We start from the raw sequence: 24,737 nt of genomic DNA, 5'->3' as shown, positions 1-24,737 counted from the left end.
GACTTTGACGTGAACGTCAAAGTTTAGACTGTCGCGTCAAAGACGATCCCAACCGGCATCCGGCCGAAACCGGGGCCCATGCGCCATTTCGAGTTCACGCAACCGAGCGATCACGGTATCGACGCCGCGCTCCCTTGCATATCGGATCGGACCACCGCGGAACGGAGCGAAGCCGGTACCGAAGACCATAGCCCCGTCGGCAATCTCCTCGCTCTTCACGACGCCTTCCCGCAGGCACGCGACGACGGTGTTGATCATCGGCAGGATGAGCCGATCCTCGAGATTCGGATCGTCGGCGGAACCGTCCGGCAGGGCGTCCAGGTGTATCTTCTTCGGTTTGCCTTCCGCGTCGTAGTCGTAGAGCCCCGCGCCGGTCTTTACGCCAAGCCGACCTTCGCGCACCATCTGGTGAAGCCAGCCCGGCATTTCCGGCAGCGGCATGCCGAGGCGCTCGGCCAGGGTCTGTGCGACCTCGACCGCGATGTCGAGCCCGACGCGATCGGCAAGTTCCACCGGTCCCATCGGCATGCCGAACGCCTCGGCTCGCGCGTCGATCCGCTCCTTGGGGATGCCCTCGCCCATCAGGAGGATCGCCTCCGCGATATAAGGCGTCAGCGCGCGGTTCACGAGGAAGCCGGCGGTCGGCCTCACGGGCGCCGGTAGGCGCGAAACCTCCGCGACGAAGCTCGTCGCCCGGCGCAGTGTCTCGGGCGAGAGCCCATCGTGCTGGACCACTTCGACCAGTTGCATGCGCGAGACGGGATTGAAGAAGTGCAGGCCGACGAACCGCGACGGATCGGCGAGCCCGGCGGCGAGGTCGGGCAGCGGCAGCGCGGACGTGTTCGTCGCGAGGATCGCGCCCGGCTTCATCCGCGACTCGGCGTCTCGCAGGATCGACTGCTTGAGGTCCAGCCGCTCCGGCGCCGCCTCGATCACGAGGTCGGCGCCCGCGATGCCGAAGCCGGCGGGATCGGGCACCAGCCGATCCAGCGCGTCGCGGACCCTGAGCTTGTCCTTCAGCGACTTTTCCAGCATGGACGTCGCCTTGCGCAACGCCTCGCCGATCGGCTTCGCATCGATGTCGGACAGGGAAACGCGAAAGTCTTCCCGCGCCGCCCAAGCTGCGATATCGCCGCCCATCGCGCCCGCACCGATGACGTGAACCCGCCGGATGTCCGACGGGCCGTCCTTCAGGCCGCGCATCGCCTCGCGCAGGAAGAACACGCGAACGAGGTTGCGCGACGTCGGTGTCTCGACGAGCTGCGAGAAGCTGTCGAGTTCGGCCGCGCGCATGCGGTCCGGGCTGCGGCCGTGCGCTTCCCACAGATCGATCAGCCGGAAGGGCGCGGGGTAATTTTCCGGTCGCGCCGCCTTCGCCGCTTCGGCGCGCATGCGCCGAGCGGCAAGGCTCCGGGCCGGGCGCAGCGTGAAAGCCTTGCCCTTCCAGCCGGCGCCGGCCGGATGAAGCTCGCCGCCGACCGCCGCGCGCACGGCGTTGAGGACATGGCGTTCTTCCACCACGGCATCGACCAGCCCGATCCGCCGCGCGCGTCGCGCCGGCGCACTCTTGCCGGTGAGCATCATCGTCATCGCTTCCAGCGGATCGGCCACCGCCAGCGAGCGGAACGTTCCGCCGAGCCCCGGATGCAGGCCCAGCATGACCTCCGGGAAACCGAGCGAGGCGTCGGACACGGCGATGCGAAGGCGGCAGGCGAGCGCGATCTCCAGCCCCGCCCCGAGGCAATGACCGTGGATCACGGCGACGGTCGGCATCGGCATGGCGGCCAGGCGGTCGAGAACGCGGTGCCCTTCCTCGAGCATCGCGGCGATCTCGGCGCTTCCCGCCCCGACGAACTGCGCGATGTCGGCGCCGGCGGCAAAGCCGGACGGCTTGGCGGACCGGATCACGATGCCTCGCGGCGGGGCGGCTTCCGCGCCGTCGATCAAGGCGTCGAGGTCTTCGAGGACGCTTCGATCGATCGTATTCACCGATTTGCCCGGACGATCGAGGACCCACCAGGCCACCCCATCCTCGTCCACCGCCTGGCGCCAGTTGCCCCGGCGCTCGACATCGGCGGCGGCCGAGAGTTCGAGCGCGCGATCCGCCAGCGCTCCAAGAAGGCTCGTGCCGGTCATCCGAGGGTCATCGACCGTCATGCGGCCTCCAGAAGCAGCGCGCCGCCCTGTCCGCCGCCGACGCACTGGCTGGCGATGCCGTAGCGGACGCCGCGGCGGCGCGTGGCGTTGGCGAGGTGGAGCGTGATGCGGTTGCCGGACGTGCCGACGGGATGACCAAGTGCAATCGCACCGCCGTCGACATTCAACCGGTCGGCCGCGATCTCGCCGACGGCGCCGTCGAACCCGAGCACCTCGCGCCCGACGCGCTCGTCGCCGAGCGCCCGGATGCAGGCGAGGACCTGAGCGGCGAAGGCCTCGTTGATCTCGAAGAGCCCGACCTCGGAAAGCGAGAGCCTGTTGTGCTTCAGAAGCGCCGCGATCGCGATCACCGGACCGAGGCCCATGATCGACGGGTCGAGTGCGCTCCAGCGGCAATCGACGATCCGCGCGAGAGGTGTCAGTCCGTGCCGAGCGACCGCCTCCTCCGAGGCGAGAAGCGTCCAGCTCGCGCCGTCGGTGATCTGCGAGGAATTGCCGGCGGTGACGTTGCCGTAGGGCCGCTCGAACACTGGTTTCAAGCCGCCGAGGCTGCGGGCGGTGGAGTCCGGCCGCACGCCGTCGTCGCGGTCGAACACGCGCCCGTCGCGCGAGAAGGCCGGAACGACTTCGCCCGCCAGGGAGCCGTCCACTTGCGCGGCGGCAAGCCGGCGATGGCTTTCGGCCGCGTACTCGTCCGCCTCGCGGCGCGTGATGCCGAAGAGATGACCGACCTTCTCGGCGGTCTGGCCCATGTTCAGGTCGGTGATCGGGTCGGTCAGGCCGCGCTCCAGTCCGATCACGGGTTTGAGGAACCCGGGCTTCAGCCCGGCGAGCACCTTGAGCCGTGCGCCCGTCGAGCGAGCGCCGTTGAGGCGCGCGAACCACTGGACCGCATCGCCGCTGAGGACGAGCGGCGAATGGCTGAGCGCTTCCGCGCCGCCCGCCAGCGCGATCTCCGAGCGACCGTCCGCCACGGCGCGCATCGCGTCGTCGATCGCGAGCATGCCTGACCCGCAGTTGATCTGGACGGTGTGCGCCGGGACGGTGTCGGGCAGTCCGAGGCGCAGCGCCGCGACGCGCGCCGGGTTCATCTCGTCGGCGATGACGTTGACGCAGCCGAGCACCACGCGGTCGATCAGGGACGGATCGAACCTCTGGCGCATCAGCAGCGGTCGGCCGCACTGGACCGCAAGATCGACCGGCGTGAACGGTCCCGGCTTGCCCCGCGCCTTGATGAAGGGCGTGCGGGCGCCATCGACGAGATAGACGGCCCTCGTCATTCGGCGGCCTCGGCGCGCGCGCCGTCGTCCTCGCGCCCGTCGTCCGGGCGACGATGCTGGGCGGCCAGCGGCGAGACCATCTCCATCGGAAAACTGTCCACCGCGACCGCGCGCGCGACCGCCGCCTCGGCAACGGCCAGCTCCTCGAACTCTTCCGGCGTGATGACGCCGCCGTCCAGCGCCGCTTGCGGGTCGCGCAGCTTGGCCGCGCGCATCCGCTTGGCGATCGCGGCCGTTTCGGTGACCTTCGCGAAGGCCTCTTCGAGAACGGCGATGGGATGGTCGGGGCGTCCCTCGCCGAGATAGAGATCCGGCGTCAGACGGTCCCGCTGCGACGACGGACGCATCAGGATTTCGGCCACTTCCGTCACCAGTTCGTCGGCCGGCGGGCGGAGCGGGACGCCGAGCGGAAAGGCGATGATCCGGGCCCCCATCGCGGCCCAGCGCGCCGGCAGGTTGGCGAAGACGCCGGCGAAGGCGAGGCCCATCCGGTTGAAGCCGCGCTGCATCACGAACTCGACGATCGGCTTGTCCACCTCGGGGCGGCCGTCCGTCTCGAAGCGCTTCAGCGTTGCGCCGAGGAGATAGAGTTCCGACAGGATGTCGCCGAGGCGCGCGGAGATCATTTCGCGCCGCTTGAGGTTTCCGCCGAGGGTGAGGAGAGCGAGGTCGGCCAGCATCGAGAAGGTCGCGGCATAGCGCGAAAGCTGCCGCCAATGGCTGGTGAAGGCGGCGCCGCGCGGCGCCGGCGCGGCCAGACCGCCGGTCCACCCGAACAGAAGAGTGCGCAGGAGGTTCGTCGTGGAATGGCCGACATGCTTCCAGAAGTGGCGGTCGAACTCGGCCAGCCCCTGTTCGCGATCGGGGTTGGACAGTGCCCGCATCTCGTCGAGCATGTGAGGATGGGCGCGAATCGCGCCCTGCCCGAAGATCATCAGGTTGCGCGTCAGGATGTTGGCGCCCTCGACCGTGATGCCGATCGGCACCGATCGATGCGAGGCGCCGATCGGGTTGGACGGGCCGTCGATGATCGCCTTGCCGCCGAGGATATCCATCGCGTGGGCGACGGACTTGCGCATCAGCTCGGTCGCGTTCTGCTTCATGATGGCCGAGACGACCGAGGGCCGATGCCCTTCGTCGAGCGCGGCGACCGTCAGGCGTCGTGCCGCGTCCACCTGGTAGGCGGTGGCGGCGAGTTCCGCGAGCGGCTCCTGAATGCCCTCGAACATGCCGATCGGCAGGCCGAACTGCTGGCGCACGCGCGCATAGGCGCCGGCCATGCGCGCCGTCATCGCCGTGGCGGAGGCAGCCTGCGAGGGCAGCGAGATGCCGCGACCGGTCGCCAGCGCCTTCATCAGCATGGTCCAGCCCTCGCCGATCTGCGCTTCGCCGCCGAGGATCCAGTCCATCGGGATGAAGACGTCCTCGCCGTAAAGCGGGCCGTTCTGGAAGAATGTGAACTGCGGGATGTGGCGGTCGCCGTGGCGTACGCCCGGCGTCGAAGTCGGAATCAGGGCGACCGTGATGCCGAGTTCTTCGCCGCGGCCGAGATGGCCCTCGGGGTCGAACAGCTTGAAGGCGAGACCCATCACGGTCGCAACCGGGGCAAGCGTGATGTAGCGCTTGGCGAAGTTCAGACGGATGCCGAGCGTCCGCTGCCCGTCGAACTCGCCATATGCCACGACGCCGCGATCCGTCATCGCCGCCGCGTCCGAGCCGGCGCGATCGGAGGTGAGGCCGAAGCACGGGATTTCGCGCCCGTCGGCAAGGCGCGGCAGCCAGTGGTCGCGCTGCGCCTGCGTGCCGAAATGCAGCATGAGTTCGCCGGGGCCGAGCGAGTTCGGCACCATGACCGTCACACCGACCGCGACGCTCGCCGACGACACCTTCCGCACCACCTCGGAATGGGCCGTGTTGGAAAAGCCGAGGCCGCCGTATTCCTTCGGAATAATCATCCCGAAGAACTTTTCGCGCTTCAGGAAATCCCAGATTTCCGGAGGTAGATCATGATCTTCCCAGACGATCTTCCATTCGTCGATCATCGCGCAGAGTTCGGTGACGGGACCGTCGAGGAAGGCCTGTTCCTCGTCCGTCAGCCGCGCCGGGGGCATCGCGAGAAGCCTGTCCCAGTCCGGTGCGCCGCTGAAGAGCTCGCCGTCCCACCAGACCGTGCCGGCGTCGATCGCCTTGGCTTCGGTGTCCGAGATCGGCGGCATGGCGGTTTGGGCCCACCGGAAGATCGGACGGGTCAGACGCTCTTTTCGAAACGACATGGTTCTCCTCCCATGGGTCGTCGGCCGCGCGATGCGCTCGTTCGTCACATATGGTGGCGAACGGTCAATGCCATGCCGTTCACGTCAATGTCGCTCGTCTCACCCGCGCGCGGTGGGCGATGTCGCGACGGCAGAAGCCGTCCGGCCAGTCGATGGCGTCGACGAGCGCGTAGGCGCGCTCGATCGCCCGGCCGATGTCGGCATCGCGTGCCGTGGCGTTGAGGACGCGACCGCCGCTGGCGACGAGCCGTCCGTCCTTCACGGCCGTTCCGGCGTGGAAGACGATCTCTCCCTCGCCGTCCTCGGGCACGGAACCGATGACCGTCCCCTTCTCCACCGCGCCGGGATAGCCCTTGGCGGCGAGCACGACCGTGACCGCCGGCTCCGGCGACCAGCGCGGCTCGACGCCCGTGAGCGAACCGGTGGCCGCGGTGAGAAGGATCGGCAGAAGATCGCTTTCGAGGCGCATCATCAGCACCTGCGCTTCCGGATCGCCGAAGCGGACGTTGTACTCGATGAGCTTCGGCCCTTCGGCGGTCAGCATCAGGCCGGCATAGAGAACGCCGCGGAACGGCGCGCCGAGTTCCCGCATCCCTTCGAGGGTCGGGCGCACGATCTCGCGCATTGCCCGCTCGGTCATTTCCGGGGTCACCAGGCCGGAGGGCGAGTAGGCGCCCATTCCGCCGGTGTTCGGCCCCCGGTCGCCGTCATAGGCGCGCTTGTGGTCTTCCGCCGTTCCGAAGGCGATGGCGTTCTCGCCGTCGCACAGGCAGAAGAGCGAGGCCTCCGGGCCGACCATGCATTCCTCGACCACCACCTCGACGCCGCCCGCAGCATCAGTGAAGCAGTCGTCAACGGCCCGGCACGCTTCGTCGACGGTCGTGGCGACTGTCACGCCCTTGCCGGCGGCCAGCCCGTCCGCCTTGATCACGATCGGCGCGCCTTCCGCCGTCACGTAGGCCTTCGCGTTCTCGGCATCCGAGAAGCGGCGGTATCGCGCAGTCGGGATGCCCTTCCGGGAGCATAGGTCCTTGGTGAAGCCCTTGGAGCCTTCGAGCCGCGCGGCGGCGGCGCTCGGACCGAAGACGGGAATGTCCGCCTCGCGCAGCGCGTCGGCGAGCCCCGCGACCAGCGGCACTTCCGGGCCGACGACGACGAGGCCGATCGCCGCCTGCCGGCAGAACGCGACGACGGCGGCGTGATCGGCCGGATCGACGACGGCGAGTTCGGCGACGGTTGCGATGCCGGGATTGCCAGGTGCGGCGAACAGGCGGCCGAGTTCGCCGGACTGCTTGAGCTTCCAGGCCAGCGCATGTTCGCGGCCACCGGAGCCGATCAGAAGGACGTCGATAGCCATCTTGTTTCCATGCCCGTTGCGCGAAGAGCGACCATGGGGCGGCGATAGAGGCTCGGTGCGCGGGGGGTCAAGTGATTTACCCACGCCGCCGGCCGGGGCTTGACGCGATGGACCTCGGCGGGCTTTTGCCTGTCCCATGCGTTTTCAGGATGATTCAACGGGAAGCCCGGTCGACCGGGTGGTGGATGCCCCGTCCGAGAACTGGGTCTACCGCCTTCTGCCGCGGGCGCTCTGGCCCTATGCGCAGCTCGCGCGCTGGGACCGGCCGATCGGCTGGCAGCTCCTCCTCTGGCCGTGCTGGTGGTCGGCGGCGCTGGCGCCGCAATGGGCGGCACCCTCGGCCGTGCACACCGGGCTGCCGGACCTCTGGCACCTCATCCTGTTCCTGATCGGCTCCATCGCCATGCGGGGGGCCGGCTGCACCTACAACGACCTCGTGGACCAGAAGATCGACGCGATGGTCGCGCGCACCCGCTCGCGCCCGCTGCCGTCGGGCCGGGTCACGCCCGGACGCGCGAAGGCGTTCCTGGTGGCGCAGGCGCTGGTCGGCCTTCTCGTCCTCGTGCAGTTCAATCTCTTCGCGATCGTGCTCGGCATCGCGTCGCTCGGGGTCGTCGCGGTCTACCCGTTCCTGAAACGGGTAACGGACTGGCCGCAGCTCGGCCTCGGCTTCGCATTCTCGTGGGGCGCGCTGATGGGCTGGGCGACCTTCTGGGGCACGCTCTCGCTGAGCCCGCTGCTACTCTATTTCGGCGCGGTGCTCTGGACGGTCGGTTACGACACGATCTACGCCCATCAGGACCGCGAGGACGACGCCCTCGTCGGCGTGCGCTCGACGGCACGGCTGTTCGGTCGCCGGACCAAGACCGCGCTCGTTCTCCTCTACGGCGGCGCGCTCGTTCTCTTCGCGCTGGCCTTCCGGCAGGCAGGCGTGGGCAGCGCCGGTCCCGCGTGGCCGGCCTATGCCGGGCTGCTCCTCGGGGCCGTGCAGATGGGGTGGCAGATCCGCAGCCTCGACATCGACAATGCCGACGAGTGTCTGAAGCTCTTCAAGTCGAACGGGCTGTTCGGCTGGATCATCTTCCTCGGGCTGGTCTTCTCCAGCCTGTGGATGCTCTCGTTCCCCCGCTTCTACTGACGGCTCAGCCGCGGGCGATGATCTCCTCGCCCTGAACCATCAGGCGCACGCCGAGACCGCCCGGCTTCCGGCGGGCGAGGAAGCGCGGACGGCGGCCGCGATGGGCGTTGCCGCGGCGCTCGATCGGCTCGTTGCGACGGACTTGGCCGAGCGAATCCTCGAGCGCCGTCACCGAACCGTCGGCCTCGACCATCAGCATCGGCAGGCGGAAGAGTTCCGACCACCCGCGCCAGTCGGCCGCGACGTCGTAGAGGTCGGAGGCGACGAGAAGCGGCACCGACATCGTCGGGTCCTCGTGATGCAGTTCGAGCGTGACGGTGATCTCGCCTTCGCCGTTCTCCATCGCGCGGGCCGCGATCCCCCGGAACGAGCGGGCGGCGAGAGCGATCGACACCGGCAGGCCGCTCTTCTGCAGCGTGCGCCGGATCACCGCACCGCGGCGATCGATCCGGTAGGAGACGAGTTCGCCGTCCTGCATCAATTCGAAGCTCTGCTTGCGGTCGGCAAGCGCGGGATCGAGGCGGATCGGCGTGCTCGCCCACTCGGGCTTCACGGACGTCTGATGGTGAACCACGCTCATGTCGTGTCCTCGTCTGTTGATCCGCAGACCTTGAGAGGTCTTGCTCATTCGGCCGATGTATCCCGGCCTTCGATGCTTGCAGACTAACGAGAGCGAGTTGCGCTTGGGCTAAGAAGTTCAGTTAAGTGAACCTGACCAACATCAGGGTGTCCAAACCGTAACTTTGAAGAGAACTTTAAACGACCTTTCCGGGGTTCAGGATTCCGAAAGGATCGAAGAGCTGCTTGATGCCGCGCATCAGGTCCATCTCCAGCGCAGGCTTGGTCCGGGCCAGCTCGTCGCGCTTCAGCTGGCCGATGCCGTGCTCCGCGGCGAAGCTGCCGTTCAGGTCCGCGACGATGCCGTGCACGAGCGCGTTGATCTCGCCCCAGCGGTCGAGGAAGGCCTGCTTGTCGGCCCCGATGGGCTGCGACAGGTTGTAATGGATGTTGCCGTCGCCGAGGTGCCCGAACGAGACGATCCGGACCCCTGGGATCGCCGCGCTCACCGCCGCATCCGCTCGGCGCAGGAACTCGGGGACCCTCGCCACCGGCACCGACACGTCGTGCTTGATCGAGCCGCCTTCGGGCTTCTGCGCCCAGCTCATCTCCTCGCGCATGCGCCAGAAGAGGGTGGCATCGGCCCCCGACTGCGCGATCGTCGCATCCTCGATCTCCCCCGCTTCGAGGGCGCCGGAGAGAATGCCTTCCATCGTCGCTTGCGCATCCTCGCCGGACCGGTTGGACGAGACTTCGAGAAGCACGTACCAGGCGTGCGGGCCGGCCAAGGGATCGCGCGCGCCGCGTGTGTGGCGCACGGTGAACTCCATCGCCAGCCGCGGCATGATCTCGAAGGCGGTGAGTTGCGTCCCGGCCGCCCCCTGCGCGCGTGCCAACAGCGAGAGCATCGCTTCCGGCGAGCCGAGGCCGGCATAGGCGACCTCGCGCCCCTTCGGCTTCGGGAACAGCCGCAGCACGGCGCCGGTGATGACGCCGAGCGTGCCCTCCGAGCCGATCAGAAGCTGCCGGAGATCGTAGCCGCGATTGTCCTTCTTGAGCCGGCGGAGCCCATGGAAGACCTCGCCCGAGGCGAGAACCGCCTCGATCCCGAGGCAGAGCTCACGGCTGTTGCCGTAGGCGATGACCCCGGTCCCGCCCGCATTGGACGCCAGGTTGCCGCCGATCTGGCAAGACCCTTCCGATCCGAGCGACAGTGGGAAGAGCAGCCCCGCCTCGTCGGCCGCCTCCTGCACTCGCTGAAGGACGACGCCCGAATCCACCGTGATCGTATGACCGGCGGCGTCGAGGTCGCGGATTCGGTCGAGGCGCGACAGGGACAGAACGATCTCGGCGTCGGAGCGCGGCATCTGACCGCCGACATGACCGGTGTTCCCGCCCTGCGGCACGACCGGCGTCCGCGTTTCGGAGGCGAGCTTGAGGATTGCCGAGACCTCATCCACCGTTCCGGGTCGCAGGACGAGCCGGGAGCGTCCGGGAAAGAGGTCGCGCGTCTCCTTCAGATAGGGGGCCAGATCCGCCGCTTCGGTCAGCGCGCGGCCGGGCGGCACGAGCGCGGCGAAGCGGTCGCGAAGGGCGTCGGGAAGCGGGCGGGGAGCGAGTTCGGTCATGAGCGAGGTTTAGGCCTCTGCCCGCCGCGCGTCGAGATCAGCGATCGGCGGCGGCGCGTGAGAGACGGTCGTTGATCGCCTCACCGAGGCCCTCGCGCGGGATCGGCGCCACCGCGATCCGCTCGATCTCGGGCGCGTCGAAGGTCGACAGCGCGTCGAACAGGCGGCTTGCGGCCTCGCGCAGATCGCCCGTCTCGCTCAACTGGAAGACGGCGGTCGCGCGCGCGGTGGCGGCTTCCGACAAAGGACCGAAGGCGATGAAGTGCTCGCCGGGCGCCGGTTCGGGCGCGTCCAGCCGCACCCGGCCGTGCGGCGCGTAATGCGAGCGCATCTGGCCCGGGGCGACGATCGTGTGGCCGTCGTGCCGCCTGACGGCAAGCCCGGTGGCCGCCTCGATCTCGGCGGCCGTCACCGCTCCCGGTCGCAGAAGCACGACGTGGTCGCCCCGCGGCTGCACGATCGTCGATTCGATGCCGTGCGCGGCCGTGCCGGCATCGGCCACCGCCTCGATGCGTCCGTCCAACGTGCGTAGGACATGCGCGGCCGAGGTCGGGCTGACGCGGCCCGACCGGTTGGCGCTCGGAGCGGCGACGGCCCGGCCCAGAAACGCGAGGATGCGCGATAACCCGCCTTGCGGCGAGCGAAGGGCGACGGTCGGCAGATCGGCTGTCACGAGCGGATGAAGCGGCGCACCGGGCCGCAGCGGCAGGACGATCGTCAGCGGGCCCGGCCAGAAGGCGTCCATCAGCCGATGCGCCAGCGCGTCGGGCACCGCGTAGCGTTCGGCCATCGAACGCCCCGTGACGTGAGCGATCAGCGGGTTGAAACGGGGCCGCCCCTTCGCTTCGAAGATGCGCGCCACGGCTTCGCCGTTCGACGCGTCGGCCGCGAGCCCGTAGACCGTCTCCGTCGGCACCGCCACAAGCTCGCCGCGCGCCAACCGATCGGCCACATCTCGTTCGGCCGCTTCGCCGAGGAGCGGAATGGTTCGGGTTTCCATCATGCGGCGGGTTTAGAGGCAGGCGGCCCCATCGAAAAGCACCCGCACGCCATTTTCAGGCAAGGTCGCGGTCGGAGAATCGGATGGGTGAGATCGACAAGGGTGGCAGGCGTCAGCGGGTCGCCCGGAACGCCGTCGCCACGCGCCGCTCGGACGCGGCGAAGCTGGACAGGATGGTCCAGCCGCCGCGAGGGGCCGAAAGCTCGGCCCGCTCCTCCGGTTTCTTCTCCTCGACCGGCTTGTCGCCCGGCACGCCTTCCACCGCCGTCTCCGCGGCCTTCATCAGCTCCAGGATCCGGGACTTCAGCTCGGCGCCCTTGACCGGTGCCGTGGAAGCGGCCGGCGTCGTCATCGTGGTGTCGCCTTCGACCTTCTCGTCGCTGAGGATCTCGCGAACGGCCTGCATCTCCTCGCGGAGCTGGCCGATCGTTCCGATCGCCTGCGCCGGCCCCGCCACAGGGCGATCGGCGGGGGGCGCCGGCTCGGTCTTCGCCCCTTGCGTCACCGCCGAAAGAATCGGCGCGGGATGCTCGGCCGTCTTCTTCTCCTCTAGCGCGGTTTCGGTGAGGAGCTTCAGCGGATCGATCAGCGCATGGGTCGCAGGACCGTAGGCGGCCGCCAGCGTTCCGGGCACGGTCTCGCCGCCGGCCTGCGCCCCGTTCGGCTTCACAAGCGCCGCCACGTCCTGGCCGATCGCGGCCACGGCGCCGCGCGCCTCCTCGCCAACCTTGGCGATGAGCGCCCCGGCATCGGGAAGCGGCTCCGGCTCGGGCGCCACGAGACCGTCGAACGGCCAGGCCTTCCGGAGATCCTCGACATTCATCGAGGCGACGTTCACGTCGATGTCTTCCTTCGCGCCCGCGACGCGATAGGGGCAGGCGCGCTTGCTGCAGTTGTGCATGGAGGAGAACTGCCACAGGGCGTACTTGTCCCAGTGGCCCTCCGGGAAGACGCCCGTCAGATCGTCGCGGTAGCGCGCGTACCAGAGCTGAAGACGCGACAGGAGCGGATAGGTCTCCTTGTTCTGAGCGATGTACGCGGCCGTCGAACCGTTGGTGTAGAGCATCGGATAGCGGTCGAGGCGGATCTTGATCTGGCGCGCGAACTCCTCGGCCTCAGCGAGCGACATCCACTGCGTCGGATCGTTGTCCTCGATATCGAGGGCGATCAGCTCGTCGGCTTCGGGCTTGGCGAAATCGATGAAATGGTCGGCCTGCTCGCGCGGGTTGCCGGGGCGGCCGAGATGGTAGGCACCCCACTTCAGACCCAGCGTCTTCGCCATCTCGCGGCGGGTCATGTAGAGTTCCTGCGTGACGGAATACTTCCACCACCGGTTCTTGCAGAGCTTCTCGTCGTCGCCCGACATGCCGCGGCACGACCAAGCGGGCGCCAGACCGTCGGACGCCTTGTTGATGAAGGCGGCGATCCGCTTGTCGCCGGTCATCTCTCGCCAGTTGATCGGATTGAACTCGTAGGCGTCGATCACGAGGGCCCGGGTGTCGTCGCGCCAGGGTCGGTCGAATTCCGCTTTCGCGGGGCTCAGGCCGGCCATTATCGTTCCTGCTGCGATGGCGCAAACCCAGCGCATGGCAACCGCACAGGCGGCGCGCATTCTCGGCATTCGGGCATCCCCTCGTCGGGCCGGCGGACCCAAGGGGCGCGCCAAGCGAGATCAGGTCAGTCGAAACGAAGCCCAGCCGACTACGGCTGGCCCCACCCCTCCATAAGAAGATCGAAGAGCCCGCAGGCGGCTTCGATCGCGGCGATCCTTCTACCGCCAATTCGGCGGGTTGCAGGCGACGCGATCACAATTTGTTTCACGAAAGCGCGATCGGTGAGCTTCGCCAGCCACCGATCCTCGCGCGCAAGGCTTGCGCAGGCCTGAGAGCCCTTGGGGAGAATCGTCCGCCGGCGAATCAGCCGGCGACGCGGGAGAGATCGGCGAGCCGGCCGGCCGCCGAACGAATGCGCGCGAGAAGGGCCAGACGGTTGGCACGAACGCTCTCGTCCTCGGCGTTCACGAGCACCTTCTCGAAGAAGGCGTCGGCCGGGGCCCGGAGCCGGGCCAGAGCCGCCGTCGCGCGGGTGTAGTCCTCGACCAGCATCGCCGCCTCGAGTTCCGCTTCCGCCTCGACGATCGCATCAAGCAGCGCGCGCTCTTCGGGTTCGACGAACCGTGCGGGATCGACCGACGCGGCGACCTGCGTGCCCTTCTTCTCTTCGGCGGCGAGAATATTGGCGGCCCGGCGATAGGCGGCCAGAAGGTTCGCACCGTCGTCCGTCTCGAGCAGGCGGCCGAGTTCAGCCACCCGACGCGACACGTCGAGAAGATCGTCCTTGCCCTCGCCCGCGCCGCCCAGAACCGCATCCACCAGATCGTGTCGCGCGCCCTGCTCGCGCAGCTGCACCTTCAGGCGATCGTGGAAGAAGGACAGGAGGTCGCCCGACGTCAGTAGCGATCCCAGCCGCAGCCGAAGCTGGTTGTCGAGAATGATGCGGATGACGCCGAGCGCGGCGCGGCGGAGCGCATAGGGGTCCTTCGAACCCGTCGGCTTCTCGTCGATCGACCAGAACCCGACCAGCGTATCGAGCTTGTCCGCAAGGGCCACCGCGATCGCGACCGGGTCGGTGGGGACGCTGTCGCCCGGCCCTTGCGGCTTGTAGTGATCGACCAGCGCGCGCTGGACCGATGCCGGCTCGTTCTGCAGCGCTGCGTATTTCTGGCCCATCAGCCCCTGGAGTTCCGGGAACTCGCCGACGACCTCGGTGGTGAGATCGGCCTTCGCCAGCACGGCCGCCCGACGCGCCTCGCCGGCGTCGGCGCCGACCATCGGCGCGAGGACGGCAGCGAGATCCGCGATGCGGCCGACGCGCTGTCCCTGCGTTCCGAGCTTGGCATGGAAGGTGACGCCGAGCGCATCGAGCTTGGCCATGCGCTGGTCAAGCGGCTTGGCGAGGTCGAGGCCGAAGCGCTCCGCGGACGCGGCGAGGCCTTCGAAATCCGGCAGGGCGCCCTGGTCGGTGTTCCAGAAATAGAGCGCGTCCGACAGGCGCGCACGCACCACCTTGCCGTTGCCGCGCGCGATCTCGGCGCCATGGTCGGCCGCCTCGATGTTGGCAACCATCAGGAAGTGGTTCGACAGGCCGTCCTGTCCGCGGCGTCGGGTGACGAAGCACTTCTGGTTGGTGCGGATGGTCAGCTGGATCATCTCGGCGGGAATCTGGAGGAACGTCTCCTCGAACGTGCCGACCAGCACGACGGGCCATTCGACGAGGCCCGACACCTCCTCCAGCAGCCCCTCGTCCGCGACCACCTCCAGCCCCTGCGCGAAGGCGAGATTGTCGGCGTCGGTGCGGATGATCTCCTTCCGGCGCTCGGCGTCGAGCACGACATAGGCCTTCTCGAGCTGGCCGATATAGTCCTCGAACCGACGAACCTTGAACTCGGCCGGCGCATGAAAGCGATGCCCGACCGTCCGGTCGCCGGAGCGGATGCCGGCCACCTCGAAATCGATCACCGCCGTCTCGCCGTTCTCCGGGCCGAAGACGCAGAGGATCGACTGGAGCGGGCGGACCCAACGCAAGGAGCCCGGCTCGCGCGAAGCGGCCCCCCAGCGCATGGACTTCGGCCACGGGAAGTCGCGGATGATGCCGGGCATCGCCTCCGCCACGATCTCCTCGGCCAGCCGCCCCGGCTTCTCGATCACGGCGACGAAGAACTCGCCCTTCTTTCCGTCGCTGCGCCGCTCGGCCTGATCGATCGAGGCGAGCCCGGCCCCCTTCAGGAAGCCTTCGATGGCCTTCTCGGGCGCGTCGGTGCGCGGCCCCTTGCGCTCTTCGCGGGTGTCCTTGGAGCGGGCGTCGAGGCCACGGATGTCGAGCGTGATGCGCCGCGGCGTCCAGTATTCGCGGGCCCCCTCGTAGGTGAGCCCGGCCGCGACGAGGGCGTCGGTCACCGCCTTCTTCAGGTCGCCCGCCGCCTTGCGCTGCATGCGGGCGGGGATCTCTTCGGAACGAAGCTCGAGAAGGAGGTCGGGCATGGGCTGTCACACGTCGCGTCTGGAGGCAATCGCGTGGGGTCACACCATGCCGCCGGCCGGATTGCAAGCTCCGGCCGGCCGTGGGCGCTTGCGTCAGAGGCGGCCCTCGAACGTGTCGCACTGCTTCATGTCGCCCGAGGTCAGGCCCCGCCGGAACCACTCGACCCGCTGCGCCGAGGTGCCGTGGGTGAAGCTGTCGGGGACGACGGTCCCCTGGCTGCGCTGCTGCAGCGTGTCGTCGCCGATCTGGCTGGCGGCGTTCAGGGCCTCCTCGACGTCGCCGTTCTCGACGTAGCCGGCCTGCTGCGTGTCGTGCGCCCAGATGCCGGCGTAGCAGTCCGCCTGCAGCTCGACCCGCACCGAGATGGCGTTGGCGTCGGCCTCGGACGACTGCTGGCGCAATTCGGTGGTGCGCTGCAGAGTGCCGAGAAGGTTCTGCACGTGATGCCCGACCTCGTGAGCCACGACATAGGCCTGCGCGAAGTCGCCCGGCGAATTCAGCTGGCCCTGGAGCTGCCGGAAGAAGGCCAAGTCGATGTAGAGTTTCTGGTCGTTCGGGCAGTAGAACGGGCCGGTCGCCGACGTGGCGTTGCCGCAGGCCGAGCCCACTTGCCGGTCGAACAGGACGAGGGTCGGCTCCCGATAGGTCTGGCCCATCTGCGAGAAGCGGGCGTTCCAGACGTCCTCGGTATCGCCCAGCACTACCGCGACGAAGTTGTCGGTCTCGTCGGCGGTGCCCGAAACGCCGGGACCCTGGCGCGATGCCGTCTGCGTCGTGGTGGTCGAGCCGTCATCCATGCCGATCACCGACATGGGGTTGATGCCGAAGCCGATCCAAAGGATGGCGAGGATCACGAGAAGGCCGATGCCGCCTCCGCCGGCACGGATCGGGATGCGCATGCCCCCGCCACCGAAGCCGCCGCCTCCCCCGCCGGTCCCCCGCACGTCCTCGATGTTGCTGCTCTCGCGTCGGCCGCGCCATTCCATGTCCCGCACTCCCGGCAAGTGTCCCTTACGGTCGGGAGATAGGCGCGACGGCCCGTGAGGGAATGACGAAAACGTGCTCGCATCGCGAACGCACCCTCGCCACATGAGCGGACGACGTCGTTGGACGTTTGACAAGGAGATCGAAGTCGCCATGACCGCCTATGCCGACACCGGAACCGTGTGGGTCGAGGACCGCGAGCGCCGCATCGCACGGCTCAACGCACTCGCCCGCCTGATGGATACGGCCATTCGCGTCCCCGGCACCGACATCCGCTTCGGTGCCGACGCGCTCCTCGGCCTCGTGCCGGGCATCGGCGATGCCGGCGGCGCGCTGATCGGCCTGTTCATCGTCAACGAGGCCCGGCGCCTCGGCCTGCCGAAGCGCAAGCTCGCGCGCATGGTCGGCAATCTCGGCGTCGACGCCATGTTCGGCGCCGTGCCCCTCGCTGGCGACGTGTTCGACGTCTACTTCAAGGCCCACAAGCGCAATATCGGGATCATTCTCGACCATTTCGACATGACGCGCGCGGACATCCGGGACGTCACGCCCGATCGGCGGTAAGCCCTAGTCGGCCATCGTCTCGAGACTGGCAAACCCTTCGGCGCGCTCGCCCGCGTCGAAGGGGGTCGCCACCTCGACGAACGTGTCGGGGTAGAAGCCGTTGAAGCGCGTGCGAAGCGACAGCGAGTAGGCGCCGATATGGCCGATCTCGATCCAGTCGCCCGTATCCACGGTTTCCGGCAGCCAGAACGGCCGGGACAGGATGTCGACCGAATCGCAGGTCGCCCCGCAGACGCGGAAGGCGCTGATCGATTCCGGATTGCCGTTGCGCGAGGTGCGCGCGGGATCGGGAATGAAGCGGGCCGGCAGCGTGATCTTGCCGGTCCAGGAGTCCGACAAGGACGCCCAAATGCCGTCGTTGATGTAGAGCCGCCGCCCCTTTCGCAGGAGCACCCGCACGATCAGCGAGAAGGCGCGCGCCACCACGACGCGCCCCGGTTCGGCGACCAGCGGCATGTCGGAGAAGCCCCACTCCTCCATGTCGGCGCGAAGCCGCGTCATGATCTCGTCGAGGCCCGGCATGTCGCGCTTCTTGCGACGCGGGTCGTGGCCATACTCCGCCGGGAAGCCGCCGCCGACATCGAGCCCGGCAAGCGGAACGTCCGCGCGGTTGCGCACCCAGTCGGCCGATGCGAGCGCGCGCTCATAGGTCTCCGGGTCCTCGATCTGCGAACCGACGTGGAAGCAGAGGCCGACCTTGAAACCGATCTTGTGGCACCGCTGCAAAAGCTCGACGGCATGGGCGGGCGCCGCGCCGAACTTCTTCGACAACTCATACGCTGCATGCCCCTTCGTCTGCAGGCGCACGAAGATGGTGATGCTGCCGGGATCGAGATCGAGCGCGCGAACGATGCGCAGGATCTTGGCGATCTCGTCCTCGTGGTCGAGCGCCATCACGCGGATGCCGTAACGCTCCAGCGCGAGGCGGATGTCGGACTGCGCCTTGATCGGATGCATGTAGAGCATCTCGGCATCGGGCGCGACGGCGCGCACGACCTCGAACTCGCCGGGCGATGCGACGTCGAAGGTCTTCACGCCCGCCTTCGCCAGCGTTTCGAGAACGAGGGGTTCGCCGTTGGTCTTCACCGCATAGGCGGTCTCGCCGGGAAAGGCCTGCATGAACTGGCGAGCGTCGGCCACGAGAACGTCGGGCCTGAAGCAGTAGACCGGCACGTCGGGGCGTAGGGCCAGCGCGGCGTCCTTGGCGGTCTCGAATCGTTGCAATGGAACTCTCCGCGGCGATGAAGGGCGGGAGATAATCCGCCTGCATGTCAGGAGGAAGACCGATTCCGAAACGCGACCGCCGCCATTTTTTCACGAATGCGACAATCGGAAGACGTTTTTGCTCCGCCGCCCACCGATCCCCGCAACGAAACGGCTTTTACCAAGTTGAAGGTTTGATTAACATCCGTAACAACTCGTGAGCAGGAGGCTGAATTTGGAACTCACCCGGTCCGTGAATTTCCTGATGATCTGCGCGGCCTTCGTCTTCATCGCCGCCATGGTGACGGGCGTCATCTCCTGACGCCGGAAACGCGATGCGACATTCTGAAAAGGCCGGGTTCCGAACCCGGCCTTTTTCGTTTCCCGCTCCTGCTTGAGGTTCAGGCCGCCGCCGCCTCGCGCACCGGCGCCGTCTCGCGCAGGCCGAGAATGTGGCAGATCGAGTAGACGAGATCCGCACGGTTCATCGTGTAGAAGTGGAAGTCCGAAATCCCGCGATCGACGAGGTCGAGCACCTGTTCGGCGCACACGGCTGCCGCGACATGGCTGCGCGTCTGGGGATCGTTCTCAAGCCCCTCGAAGCGCTCCGCCAGCCACAGCGGGATCGACGTTCCGGTTGCGGCCGAGAAGCGGGCGACCTTGCCGAAGTCGTGGATCGGCACGATGCCCGGCACGATCGGCACGTAGATGCCGGCGCGGCGCGCACGTTCGACGTAGCGCTCGTAGAGATCGTTGTCGAAGAAGAACTGAGTGATCGCTCGCGTCGCCCCGTTGTCGACCTTGCGCTTCAAGAGATCGATATCGGTCGCGAAATCCGGGCTCTCCGGGTGCTTCTCGGGATAGGCCGAGACCGACACCTCGATCTCCGGATCGATCGCCTTGATGCCGGCCGCGAGTTCCGCCCCGTTGCGATAGCCTTCGGGGTGCGGCACGTAGGCGCTACCCGCCCCGCCCTGCCCGTCGCCGCGCAGCGCCACGAAGTGCTTCACGCCCGTCGTGCGATACTGGCGCACCACGTCGTCCACCTCGGCGCGGCTGGCGTCGACGCAGGTCAGGTGCGCGGCCGGCGCGAGATCGGTTTCCTTCAGGATGCGCTCGACCGTGTGATGGGTTCGCTCCCGCGTCGATCCGCCGGCGCCGTAGGTCACCGAAACGAAGTCGGGCTGCAGGGGCGCAAGCCGCTGGATCGCCGACCACAGCGATTCCTCCATGGCCGGCGTCTTCGGCGGGAAGAACTCGAACGAGACCCGGATGGGAGGACGCGTGTCGCGGCGTTGAATCATGGTGTCCTCCTCAGGCGACGGCCAATGCGGACGGAGCGTCCGCCAGTTCGTTAATGGTTTCGGGCAGGCGCCGTCCGACGATGACGGTCACCGTCAGGCGCCCGGCCTCGTCGTCGTGCGGCGGTAAAGTCTGTAATGATTCGACCGCCAGTCCCGCCCCGCGCATCCACTGGCGCAGCGTCGCCTCGCTGAAGCCGAGGCGCAGGTGCGCGTGGTCGGCGCGCAGGAATTCGAGATCGTGCGGCGCGAAGTCGACCACCGCGAGCCGTCCTCCGGGGCTGAGTGCGTTCGCGCACTCCCGGATCGCCGCCGCCGGATCGTCGAGGTAATGCAGAACCTGATGCAGGGTCACGAGATCGAAGCCGCCCCGCGGACCGGGCAGGCGATAGACGTCCCCCTGCCGCACCGTCGCCTGCGTCACGCCGGCCGCGTCGAGTTTGGCGCGGGCGATCGCCAGCATTTCGCGCGAGGCATCGACGCCGATCGCGCGCTCGCTGAACGGCGCAAGGAGCTCGAGCATGCGGCCGGTGCCGGTTCCGACGTCGAGATGCGCTTCGAAGCGTCCGGCCGTCGCCAGCGCCCCCATCAGCGCCCGCTCGACATCGACGTCCGGCACATGCAGTGAACGGATGCGGTCCCAGTGTTCGGCGTTCCGCGCGAAGTAGCTCGCGGCCCGCTCCGCTCGCTCGCGCCGCACCTCGGTCAGGCGCTCGGCGTCGCGCGACAACGCACCGTCGTCGTCTCCGACGCTCGCCTTCAGCGACTGCACCAGCCGGGCCGCCAGCGGGCGATCCGAGAGGCGGAAATAGGCCCACGACCCTTCCTGATGCCGCTCGACCATGCCCGCTTCGACCAGAAGCTTGAGGTGTCGGGAGATGCGGGGTTGCGACTGACCGAGAATGGCGGTCAAGTCCGAAACGGTCAGGTCCTGTTCCGAAACGAGGAGGACGAGGCGGAAGCGCGTCGGCTCGGCCAGGGCCTTCAACATCTCAACGGCATCGTCGAAGGAGGCAGGCATGCGGTCTCCTTTCGCGACGCCCAAACGATATAAAGATATGTTTATATGTGAAGGCCAAGGGCTGCAAGGCCGAACTGCCCGAGGGTTCGCAGCATGAGCCATTCGTCCGTCCACCGCGTGGGGGAAATCGCGTTCGATCTCGACCCCGCACAGGCGAACGATGCCACCCTCGCCTTCATCGGAGAGGTTCGTTCGCTCTGGACCGACCGGGCCCACTGCCCTCGCAATCTTCGCGAAGCGCGTGAACGCGGCGGCGCGGCGGAGGTTCATATCGAGCAGGTGTACCGTCCGGCGCTCGAAGGGCTCGTTGCGGGAGGTTGGGTGCATCTCCTCACCTGGCTCCAGCACAGCCGACGCGATCTCGCCTTGCAGATGCCGCGTCACGCCGACCGCCCGAGGGGCACCTTCTCGCTCCGCTCGCCGGTGCGTCCCAATCCGATCGGCCTCCATCTCGTGCGGATCGTCGACATCGACGTCGCGGCGGGTGTGCTTCGGATCGATGCGATCGACGTTCTCGACGGAACGCCGCTCCTCGACATCAAGCCCTACCTGCCCTCCGTCGATCGCCCGGCCGAGGTCTGATGCCGACGGAGCGGCAGAAATCCATCGCGCGGCAGCTGACGCAGTTGATCCCGCGCGTGCCCTACATCGACGCCGAGGCGATTCGCGATGCGGCCGGCTCGCGGCATATGCGCGACCTGCCGACGGCGAGCGCTCTCTGGCTGGCGACGCTGGCGCATATCCGCCACCAGCACACCGACTACGACGCGTTGCGGGACGAGGGATACGACCGCGACGAGGCCCTGTTCTTCGTGATCGACGACGTCAACGCGGTTCTCGACCGTTGGGGCTCGACCCGCCAGCTGACATCGGAGCCGGGCGACGACGACGAGGACATGCCGGCGGAGGATGGCAAGGGCCGTCTCGCTCCGAAGCAGCGCCCGCGCCCCGACGCGGACTGACACGCGCCTAAGGGTAGATCCATTGCTTCGGCAGTCGAAGTTCGACGCTGGCGCCGAGCTCGATCCGGCCGGGCTTCTCCACCCAGGCGACCAGCCCGCGCCGATGCCGCCCATGCCGCACGAAGCCGCGCTCGATCTCCGGCCGATCCTCGAACCGACGGGCGATCGAACGGCCGGACGCGCGGCACGGCGCGTTGTCGCCGTCGACCTTCAGCGTCGCACCGCCGTCGAAGAACATCAGCGTGCGCGCGGGAAGCCAGCTGAGGTTCGGCACGCCTGCCAGACTCAGGTTCGCGCCGATCCATTCCGGCGCGATCCGATCGAGTTCCATGTCGCGGGCGATCGCTGCAAGCTCATCCGGCGCGACGATCGAGATCTGACGCTCGTTCCGGATCTCGGTGCGCCGAGGATACCAAGGCTCGCGCCCGCCGGTCCGGCGCGTCGTTCCGCCGTGGCGGTCGCCCGTCAGCCCCTCGAAGGTCAACTCCAGCGCGTCCCGCGGCTCGGTCTCGAACGAGGACCCGGCACCGGCGAACAATCCGTCGACCCGCGCGACGAGCGTGCGTGCGGGTCGACGGCTCATGACGTCCTCCGTCACGCGGGACGGTTGTCGTCGCCGGCCTTCAGATCGATCGGGCGGCTGCGCTTGGACGGTTTGAAGGTGATGACACGGTAGACGTAGATCAGCACCACGATCGCGATGACGCCGTTCGAGACAGGGCCAATGTACTGGTCGACGAGCTCGTACTGCTGCGCCAGAAGATAGCCGGCGAGCGCCAGGCCGGTGGTCCAGACCAGAGTGCCGATCGCCGAGAAGAGGAGAAAGGTCGGCATGGGCATGCGCGACAGCCCGGCCGGCACCGAGATCAGCGTGCGCACGGTCGGAATGAGGCGCCCGAACAGCACGGCCCAGAGACCATATCGGCGGAACCAGTGATCGGCGGACTCGACGTCTTCAGCGGTCATCGTCATCCAGCGGCCGTAACGGTCGGCCAACCGGATGATCCGCTCCTCGCCGAACCAGAGGCCGAGATAGTACCAAGGCAGGATTCCGAGGATCGATCCGATCGTGCCGGCGATCACCACCGACAGGAACGAGTGATCGCCCGTCGCGGCCTGATAGCCCGCAAGCGGCATGATGATCTCGGACGGGATCGGCGGGAAGATGTTCTCGAGGAACATGAGGAAGCCGATGCCGAGGACGCCGTAGTCCTGCATCAGGTTCTGAACGAAGGTATCCATCGGCGGCTTGGCCTCTTTCACATGGTCATGCCGGCGGGAATCCGGTTCGGCGATCGGGTAGCACGGGATCCAGTCCGGGGAAACGCGTCGCTGCGAGCCGGGTCAGACGCTGGCGACCGCGCGCGCCATGACGATCGCCTCCGCGATCTGGTCCGACGTGTAGGGCTTCTGGACCACGGGATGGTCCGGCCAGAGGCCCTCGAGCCCAGGGCGCCCGTATCCGGTGGCGAACAGGAAGGGCACGCCGATCGCGTGAAGGCGCTCCGCCACGGGAAAGACCTTCTCTCCGGCGATGTTCACATCGAGCACGGCGACGTCGATCACCTCTTCGCGATCCAGTATCTCGAGCGCCTTGCGGACGCGCATGGCGAGCCCGACGACCACGCATCCGAGCTCGTCCAGCATGTCCTCGAGTTGCATCGCGACGAGGCTCTCGTCCTCGACGGCGAAAACCCGCAAACCGGCCAGTTGGGTTCGATCAGCTGAGGGCAAGGTGGGGGATTTCCTCGATTTCGACGGCAGGCAGTTTCAGGGTCCAGAGGAGACCGCCGTTCTCGGTCGTCGACGCCAACTCGCCCTCCAGTTCGCCGGTCACGATTCGCTCCAGCATCCGCATCCCGAAACCCGGCTGGATCGCGATGCGATCGTCGCTGTGCCAGTGCTCGCGCCATTCGAGGACGACCGCTTCGCCGAGCCTTCTCCAGCGGACGGACAGTCGACCGGCTGGTGAATTCAGCGCGCCGTATTTCAACGCGTTCGACGCCAGTTCGTGGAAGATCATCGCCATCGCGATGGCGGCCTTCGAATTCAGCCGAAGCGGCTGACCGTTCACGTCCACGCGGTCGAGGTCGAGCGCCCGCAGTTCGGCAAGGAGAATGGTCTCCAGATCGGCCGATTCCCAATGGCGTTCACTGAGTAGGTTGTGGGCGTTGGACAGGGCAACGATGCGCGCCTCGAACGCCTGGCGCGCTTCCTCGCGGTCGCGGTCGGCACGGAAGCTCGGCCGCGCGAGCGACTGGATCGTCGACAGCGTGTTCTTCACGCGATGGTTCAACTCGTCGATCAGAAGCCTCTGGCGATGATGGGCCCGCACGCTTTCCGTTCGGTCGTACCCTTGCACGAAGATGCCCTCGACCGCCCCCTGGTCGTCGCGGACCGGATGAAACGACACATCGAGAAACAGCTCGCGCCGGCCGCCGTTCGGGTAGCTCGCGAGCACCCGAAGCCCGGTCCCTTCGAACGCCTCGCCGGTCGCGTAGACGCGATCGAGCAGTTCCAGGAGGCCCCTCGCCTCGGCCTCCGGAAAGACGTCGCGCGTCGGCAGTCCGCGCAGTTCGCGGTCTCCAGCGAGCAGCCGATAGGCTCGATTGGCGAAGGTGAAGACGTGATCGGGGCCGCGCAGAAGCGCAACGAGACCGGGCGCCTGCTCGAACAGGTGGCGGAACCGGTCCAGCTGGCTTCGCGACGTCCGGTAGGCCTCCTCGATTTCGCGCGTTCGCTGCAGAAGCGCCGTCTCCTCCATCGGCACCGATCCCGAACTTCCGGCGACCGTGCGAAGCCGGACGAGCTCGGTAATGTCCACCGTGTTCTGGAGGATGAAGATCACCTGCCCGCCGTCGTCGCAGAGCGGCGAGTGGATCGCGGACCAGTATCGCTTCTCGAAACCGTCTGCCGGGTCGGAGGAAATCGGGATTTCGTACTCGATGAACGCCAGCGTGTCGGGCTTGCCGGTCTCGAAGACGCGGGTCATCGAGGCTTCCAGGCGCTTTTGCTCAGGTCCCTCGCTCGGGAAGCAGTCGAAAAGGTAGCGGCCGATCAACTCGTCGCGCTTGCGGCCCGTCACGCTCTCGTAGGCCGGGTTTGCGGCGACGAACAGGAGATCGCGGTCGACGATCATGTGGGGGCTGGGCAAGGCGTCGAACAGTTGATGGAAACTCAGTCTGTTCATGAAATGCGTTCCGCCGCAGCGCCGTTGCCCAAATCGACCCCGGCCGCGACGTGCGCCGGATCACACTGACGGCCCAGATA

At 67.9% G+C, this 24,737-nt stretch carries 21 protein-coding genes; 4 read left to right on the top strand and 17 right to left on the bottom strand.

Annotated features, from left to right (window positions below; genetic code table 11):
- Positions 1–36: 36 nt before the first annotated feature.
- The 4 genes from ASF65_RS00995 to purD all read right to left on the bottom strand — a co-directional run bounded on the left by ASF65_RS00995 (position 37) and on the right by purD (position 7,061).
- The gene (locus ASF65_RS00995) at positions 37–2,157 is read right to left on the bottom strand and encodes a 3-hydroxyacyl-CoA dehydrogenase NAD-binding domain-containing protein (protein ID WP_244486520.1); all 2,121 of its coding nucleotides are present in this window, start codon (positions 2,155–2,157) and stop codon (positions 37–39) included.
- Positions 2,154–3,437: an acetyl-CoA C-acetyltransferase gene (locus ASF65_RS00990; RefSeq protein ID WP_055883821.1), complete on the bottom strand. Its 1,284-nt coding sequence runs from the start codon at positions 3,435–3,437 to the stop codon at positions 2,154–2,156. Before ASF65_RS00990 ends, ASF65_RS00995 begins: the two co-directional genes overlap by 4 nt.
- Positions 3,434–5,710, bottom strand: coding sequence for an acyl-CoA dehydrogenase (locus tag ASF65_RS00985; RefSeq protein WP_055883819.1), 2,277 nt, complete (start codon positions 5,708–5,710; stop codon positions 3,434–3,436). Before ASF65_RS00985 ends, ASF65_RS00990 begins: the two co-directional genes overlap by 4 nt.
- A gap of 79 nt (positions 5,711–5,789) precedes the next feature.
- On the bottom strand, positions 5,790–7,061 hold the full coding sequence (gene purD, locus ASF65_RS00980) for a phosphoribosylamine--glycine ligase (protein ID WP_055884961.1): 1,272 nt from the start codon (positions 7,059–7,061) through the stop codon (positions 5,790–5,792).
- A 142-nt stretch (positions 7,062–7,203) separates the two neighbouring features.
- On the opposite strand from purD, the gene ubiA reads away from it, so the two are divergent.
- A complete protein-coding gene (gene ubiA, locus ASF65_RS00975; RefSeq protein ID WP_055883817.1) occupies positions 7,204–8,205 on the top strand; it encodes a 4-hydroxybenzoate octaprenyltransferase in 1,002 nt (333 codons plus the stop codon).
- A 4-nt stretch (positions 8,206–8,209) separates the two neighbouring features.
- On the opposite strand, the gene ASF65_RS00970 is transcribed toward ubiA, so the two are convergent.
- From ASF65_RS00970 to ASF65_RS00945, 6 genes are all read right to left on the bottom strand, one after another.
- Positions 8,210–8,785 (bottom strand): DUF6101 family protein, encoded by a 576-nt coding sequence (locus ASF65_RS00970; protein WP_055883814.1) that lies wholly within the window; start codon positions 8,783–8,785, stop codon positions 8,210–8,212.
- Between the two features lie 175 nt (positions 8,786–8,960).
- Positions 8,961–10,391 carry an FAD-binding oxidoreductase gene (locus tag ASF65_RS00965; protein ID WP_055883811.1) on the bottom strand — a complete coding sequence of 477 codons (1,431 nt, stop codon included), beginning with the start codon at positions 10,389–10,391 and terminating at the stop codon, positions 8,961–8,963.
- A 37-nt stretch (positions 10,392–10,428) separates the two neighbouring features.
- Positions 10,429–11,391 carry an L-threonylcarbamoyladenylate synthase gene (locus ASF65_RS00960; RefSeq protein ID WP_244486539.1) on the bottom strand — a complete coding sequence of 321 codons (963 nt, stop codon included), beginning with the start codon at positions 11,389–11,391 and terminating at the stop codon, positions 10,429–10,431.
- Positions 11,392–11,503: 112 nt separating this feature from the next.
- Complete coding sequence (locus ASF65_RS00955) at positions 11,504–12,943, bottom strand: glycoside hydrolase family 25 protein (protein ID WP_055883806.1); 1,440 nt, start codon at positions 12,941–12,943, stop codon at positions 11,504–11,506.
- Positions 12,944–13,307: 364 nt separating this feature from the next.
- On the bottom strand, positions 13,308–15,431 hold the full coding sequence (gene glyS / locus ASF65_RS00950; RefSeq protein WP_055883804.1) for a glycine--tRNA ligase subunit beta: 2,124 nt from the start codon (positions 15,429–15,431) through the stop codon (positions 13,308–13,310).
- Positions 15,432–15,524: 93 nt separating this feature from the next.
- Complete coding sequence (locus ASF65_RS00945) at positions 15,525–16,418, bottom strand: neutral zinc metallopeptidase (RefSeq protein ID WP_055883801.1); 894 nt, start codon at positions 16,416–16,418, stop codon at positions 15,525–15,527.
- Between the two features lie 151 nt (positions 16,419–16,569).
- On the opposite strand from ASF65_RS00945, the gene ASF65_RS00940 reads away from it, so the two are divergent.
- Entirely contained in the window at positions 16,570–16,980 is a 411-nt protein-coding gene (locus tag ASF65_RS00940; RefSeq protein ID WP_055884959.1) for a DUF4112 domain-containing protein, read from the top strand.
- Positions 16,981–16,983: 3 nt separating this feature from the next.
- Here ASF65_RS00940 and ASF65_RS00935 read toward each other — a convergent pair whose 3' ends face one another.
- The 3 genes from ASF65_RS00935 to ASF65_RS00925 form a co-directional block, all read right to left on the bottom strand.
- Positions 16,984–18,204, bottom strand: coding sequence for an alanine racemase (locus ASF65_RS00935; RefSeq protein WP_055883799.1), 1,221 nt, complete (start codon positions 18,202–18,204; stop codon positions 16,984–16,986).
- Positions 18,205–18,584: 380 nt separating this feature from the next.
- On the bottom strand, positions 18,585–19,487 hold the full coding sequence (gene metF, locus ASF65_RS00930; protein ID WP_055883796.1) for a methylenetetrahydrofolate reductase [NAD(P)H]: 903 nt from the start codon (positions 19,485–19,487) through the stop codon (positions 18,585–18,587).
- Positions 19,488–19,497: 10 nt separating this feature from the next.
- Positions 19,498–20,505 carry a metalloregulator ArsR/SmtB family transcription factor gene (locus ASF65_RS00925; protein WP_055883793.1) on the bottom strand — a complete coding sequence of 336 codons (1,008 nt, stop codon included), beginning with the start codon at positions 20,503–20,505 and terminating at the stop codon, positions 19,498–19,500.
- 93 nt (positions 20,506–20,598) lie between these two features.
- Here ASF65_RS00925 and ASF65_RS00920 point away from each other — a divergent pair, with 93 nt between their 5' ends.
- Positions 20,599–21,087, top strand: a complete 489-nt coding sequence (locus ASF65_RS00920) for an SAM-dependent methyltransferase (RefSeq protein ID WP_055883791.1) — start codon at positions 20,599–20,601, stop codon at positions 21,085–21,087.
- Entirely contained in the window at positions 21,087–21,467 is a 381-nt protein-coding gene (locus tag ASF65_RS00915) for a DUF2293 domain-containing protein (RefSeq protein WP_055883789.1), read from the top strand. The genes ASF65_RS00920 and ASF65_RS00915 overlap by 1 nt, the downstream gene beginning before the upstream one ends.
- A 7-nt stretch (positions 21,468–21,474) precedes the next feature.
- On the opposite strand, the gene ASF65_RS00910 is transcribed toward ASF65_RS00915, so the two are convergent.
- The 4 genes from ASF65_RS00910 to ASF65_RS00895 all read right to left on the bottom strand — a co-directional run bounded on the left by ASF65_RS00910 (position 21,475) and on the right by ASF65_RS00895 (position 24,657).
- Positions 21,475–22,050, bottom strand: a complete 576-nt coding sequence (locus ASF65_RS00910; protein ID WP_055884956.1) for an MOSC domain-containing protein — start codon at positions 22,048–22,050, stop codon at positions 21,475–21,477.
- A gap of 11 nt (positions 22,051–22,061) precedes the next feature.
- Positions 22,062–22,709 carry a DedA family protein gene (locus ASF65_RS00905; RefSeq protein WP_055884952.1) on the bottom strand — a complete coding sequence of 216 codons (648 nt, stop codon included), beginning with the start codon at positions 22,707–22,709 and terminating at the stop codon, positions 22,062–22,064.
- 102 nt (positions 22,710–22,811) lie between these two features.
- Complete coding sequence (locus tag ASF65_RS00900; RefSeq protein WP_055883785.1) at positions 22,812–23,201, bottom strand: response regulator; 390 nt, start codon at positions 23,199–23,201, stop codon at positions 22,812–22,814.
- Positions 23,188–24,657 carry a PAS domain-containing protein gene (locus ASF65_RS00895; protein ID WP_055883782.1) on the bottom strand — a complete coding sequence of 490 codons (1,470 nt, stop codon included), beginning with the start codon at positions 24,655–24,657 and terminating at the stop codon, positions 23,188–23,190. The genes ASF65_RS00900 and ASF65_RS00895 overlap by 14 nt, the downstream gene beginning before the upstream one ends.
- Positions 24,658–24,737 lie beyond the last annotated feature (80 nt).

Origin of the sequence: Aureimonas sp. Leaf324, assembly GCF_001423245.1 — a bacterium.
Lineage (GTDB): Bacteria > Pseudomonadota > Alphaproteobacteria > Rhizobiales > Rhizobiaceae > Aureimonas.
The sequence above is the reverse complement of the archived record's forward strand: the minus strand, read 5'-3'. Positions and strand labels throughout refer to the sequence as shown.